Here is a 3,622-nt window from a genome sequence, read left to right as displayed (position 1 = left end):
AGGAAACGAAAGCTTCCGGATGATGCAGAAAAACGGAAGCAAATAAGGCGAAATGCTGGGGATGGTTTTTATATGTGAAAAAGTTATTGCAGGTTTTTACAAAATATGATATGCTTTACTCAAACAAAGTCCATGGGCTCAGGCTGGTGGACATGAAGGAGGAATTAAGCTATGGCATATTGTAAAAACTGCGGAACACAAATCGATGATAAGGCTGTGGTATGCCCGGCATGCGGTGTGCCCCAGCAGGATAAGCCGACTGTGGTAGACAGCGGAAGCATCGGTTGGGCCATTCTGGGTTGCTGCATTCCTCTGGTTGGTCTGATTCTGTTCCTGGTCTGGAAGGACCAGAAGCCCAATACGGCGAAGAAGGCTGGTATCGGTGCGCTGGTTGGTGTGATCTGCATTGTGATTTACTATGTGGTTGTGGTCGCTGCCGGTGTAGGCATGGCCATGATGGGATGATCTCCTGGCTTTATGTCTGGCTGCCCCGTTTCTGCGGCTGCCATTGCAGGGATGACCGGTCGTTCCACTATCGCGGACGGCGATTCCCGGTTTGCGCCCGCTGTACCGGCGAACTGGTGGGAATCCTGGCTGCGGCTCTGTGTTATCCGTTTTTTCATTTGAGTGTGGCCTGGGCGGCTGCTTCCATGATCCCTATGGTTCTGGATGGCGGCATTCAGGCGCTGAGCAGCTATGAAAGCACGAATGGCCGCCGGTTCGTTACCGGATTGTTGTTTGGCTGTGGATTGCTGACCTTGTTTTTCACCAGCACAGCCTTTGCATTCCGCTGGGGCGTACAGCTGGGAATGGGATTGCCCATATCCTGAAAAGAATATCTGAAACGAAAAAAGCCCGAATCCGACTCAAAACGGATTCGGGCTTTTTGTGTGGATTGCGATGACTTGTTATTTGGACAAAAGAACAACCGTCTCCACATGCTCGGTGTGGGGGAACAGGTCTACCGGCTGGATGAAGCTTGCCTTCCAGCCCCGGGCGGTCAGATAGTCCAGGTCCCGGCGCTGGGTCTCGGGATTGCAGGAGATGTACACCACCCGCTTCGGATTCAGCTGGCAGACCGCCTGCAGAAATTCCGGGGTGCTGCCTGCTCGGGGCGGGTCCAGGAAGACCACATCCACACGCTCGTCCTGCTGGGCCATGCGCTGGATGGCGCTGGTGGCGTCCGCGCAGAGGAAACAGGCGTTGGCAATGCCGTTGGCTTTGGCGTTCTGGATGGCGCAGTTCACCGCGCTGCGGTTCAGCTCCACGCCCAGCACCGATTTTGCTTTGGCCGCACTGGCCAGGCCGATGGTACCCACGCCGCAGTAAGCGTCCAGCACGGTCTGACTGCCGTCCAGCCCGGCGGCTTCGATGGCAGTCTGGTACAGCCGTTCGGTCTGCACCGGGTTTACCTGATAAAAGCTTGCGGCAGAAAGCCGGAATTTTACTCCGCACAGGGTGTCCTCAATGTACCCCTTGCCGTACAGCAGCTTTTCGGCGCTGCCCAGCACTGCGCTGGAATGACGGGGATTGATGTTCTGGACTACAGTGCTCACCGCCGGGCACAGCTGGCGCAGCTTTGTCACAAAAGCCTTGGAGCCGGGCAGGGCCGCCTGGGCGGTGACCAGGCAGACCAGCACCTGACCGGTGGCCCGGCTGTGGCGCACCAGCACGTGGCGGATCAGACCGGTGCGCCGGTCCTCGTTGAAGGGTTCATAACGGCAGGCGGCCGCGGCAGTGCGCACCGCTGCGATGGCCTCATCCAGAGCGGGGTTGTGCAGCAGGCATTCCTCCACCGGGATCACCCGGTGGGTACCCTGGGCGTAGATACCGCTTTGCAGGCTGCGTCCCGGTCCGGCACAGAAGGTGGACACCGCTTTGTTCCGGTAGTGCCAGGGGTCCTCCATGCCCAGAATGGGCTGTACCGGGCCGAACTTGCCCAGCAGCTTTTCCACATCCTTCTGCTTCTGGGCCAGCTGCTCCGGGTAGGGCAAAGCAAGCAGCGGGCAGCCGCCGCAGCCCTTTTTGCGGCAGGAACAGGTGTTTTTCATGGCATCAATTCCCCCCGGAGCACTTGGCTGCGTCGATGGCCAGCACGATCATCAGACAGAGCAGGGCATCCTCATCCCGCGCAATGTCCATCACATAGGTGTCGGTCCAGTTGAACAGCTCCTTGCTGGCGGTCATCACGGTACGGCCCTGGCTGTCGGTCACCTGATAGTCCCATTCCAGCCAGTCGCCGCTCACCTGCCAGTCCCGGCAGTCCAGCGTGAAGCTGGGCTTGAAAAAGGTGAACTCCTTTTTGATCTGGCCGATGTACTCCTCACCCAGATACAGCGCAAACCGGGGCAGGAAGGTGAGTACCTCCTCTTTTACGGTGCCCAGATGACGGCCGGCCGGGTCCAGAATTTCCAGCTTATGGCCCCAGGCCAGCTTGCCCTCCACGGTGAAGGCGGTCTCGCCGTGTTCGTTGTAAATATCGTAGCTGTCCAGCCAGGAGAACAGACGCTGTTTGAAAAGCAGTTTCATGGTTGGCGATCCCCTTTCGTTTGGTTTGCATCAGCCGATGCCGCCGTACACAAAGCCCAGCAGCAGCACCAGCACGGTGAGCGGAACATACACGTATTTTGCCACCCGGCCGAAGAGCTCGGGCAGCGGCTTGTCACGGCCGGTCTCCAGCTCCTGACGGATGCGGGGCCAGCCCAGCACGTAATAGATGGAGATGGCACCCAGCACCGCACCGATGGGCACGATCACGATGGTCACAAAGTCCAGCCAGCTGCCCACCACCGGCTCAGCCTCCAGGAAAACGCCCACACCGAAGGTGAGGCCGCCGCACAGGGCCACCGCGATGCGGCGGTCCAGCTTGAAGCGGTTCTGCCAGCTTTCGATCACGGCCTCAAACATATTGATCAGCGAGGTGATGCCCGCAAAAGCCACCGACACGAAGAAGAACACCGCGAACACCCGGCCCAGCGGCATGCGCTGGAACACGGTGGGCAGGGCGATGAACATGAGCGAGGGGCCGCGGGTCACATCCACCCCGAAAGCAAACACGGCGGGCATGATGGCGAGGCCGCTGAGCAGGGCGGCCAGGGTGTCGAAGAAGGCGGTGCGCAGCGAAGCCTGGGGAATATCCGCATCTTTGCCCAGATACGCACCGTATACGATCATGCCGGACCCGGTGATGGACAGCGAGAAGAAGGCCTGGCCCATGGCCATGACCCAGGTGTCCACATTCAGAAGGGCCTCCCATTTGGGCACGAACAGAAAACGGTAGCCCTCGGCCGCGCCGGGCAGGAAGGCCACCCAGGCAGCCAGTGCCAGAAAGAGCACGAAGAACAGGGGCATGAGCACCTTGCTCACCTTTTCAATGCCCCGGGCCACGCCCAGCAGCATCACCACCGAGACCAGAAGCACGATGGCCGCATGCCAGCCCACACTGCCGAAGCTGCCGGTGGCCTGGTGGAAGAAGGTCTCCGGATCAGAGCCCAGCAGTGTGCCGGTGACCGAGCCTGCCAGACTGCGCAGCACCCAGCCCAGAATGACCGCATAGCCGATGGCGATGCCCAGCGAACCCAGCAGGGGAATCCAGCTGAGGACAGAGCCGACCATCTTTTTG

Annotated in this window: 5 protein-coding genes; 2 read left to right on the top strand and 3 right to left on the bottom strand. The window is 59.7% G+C overall.

Going from position 1 to position 3,622, the window contains the following annotated elements; translation table 11 throughout:
• Positions 1 to 171: 171 nt before the first annotated feature.
• Both J7G73_RS12610 and J7G73_RS12605 read left to right on the top strand, forming a co-directional pair.
• Positions 172 to 465: a zinc-ribbon domain-containing protein gene (locus tag J7G73_RS12610; RefSeq protein ID WP_087295718.1), complete on the top strand. Its 294-nt coding sequence runs from the start codon at positions 172 to 174 to the stop codon at positions 463 to 465.
• Positions 462 to 830: a DUF2085 domain-containing protein gene (locus J7G73_RS12605; protein WP_291246516.1), complete on the top strand. Its 369-nt coding sequence runs from the start codon at positions 462 to 464 to the stop codon at positions 828 to 830. The genes J7G73_RS12610 and J7G73_RS12605 overlap by 4 nt, the downstream gene beginning before the upstream one ends.
• A gap of 78 nt (positions 831 to 908) precedes the next feature.
• Here J7G73_RS12605 and rlmD read toward each other — a convergent pair whose 3' ends face one another.
• From rlmD to J7G73_RS12590, 3 genes are all read right to left on the bottom strand, one after another.
• Positions 909 to 2,051: a 23S rRNA (uracil(1939)-C(5))-methyltransferase RlmD gene (rlmD, locus tag J7G73_RS12600; protein WP_367114006.1), complete on the bottom strand. Its 1,143-nt coding sequence runs from the start codon at positions 2,049 to 2,051 to the stop codon at positions 909 to 911.
• 4 nt (positions 2,052 to 2,055) lie between these two features.
• Complete coding sequence (locus J7G73_RS12595; RefSeq protein WP_291246515.1) at positions 2,056 to 2,529, bottom strand: LURP-one-related family protein; 474 nt, start codon at positions 2,527 to 2,529, stop codon at positions 2,056 to 2,058.
• Positions 2,530 to 2,559: 30 nt separating this feature from the next.
• Positions 2,560 to 3,622 (bottom strand): sodium-dependent transporter (locus tag J7G73_RS12590; protein ID WP_291246514.1); only part of this gene is annotated, 1,063 nt, incomplete at its 5' end.

The organism is Allofournierella sp. (genome assembly GCF_017889395.1).
Classification (GTDB): Bacteria; Bacillota; Clostridia; order Oscillospirales; family Ruminococcaceae; genus Allofournierella.
Note: the sequence above shows the minus strand (reverse complement) of the source record. Positions and strands in the feature narration are given on the sequence as shown.

Coding starts and splice junctions, on each gene's coding strand:
- J7G73_RS12605 (WP_291246516.1), top strand. CDS start 462: ATGATCTCCTGGCTTTATGTCTGGCTGCCCCGTTTCTGCGGCTGCCAT.
- J7G73_RS12595 (WP_291246515.1), bottom strand. CDS start 2,529: ATGAAACTGCTTTTCAAACAGCGTCTGTTCTCCTGGCTGGACAGCTAC.
- J7G73_RS12610 (WP_087295718.1), top strand. CDS start 172: ATGGCATATTGTAAAAACTGCGGAACACAAATCGATGATAAGGCTGTG.
- rlmD (WP_367114006.1), bottom strand. CDS start 2,051: ATGAAAAACACCTGTTCCTGCCGCAAAAAGGGCTGCGGCGGCTGCCCG.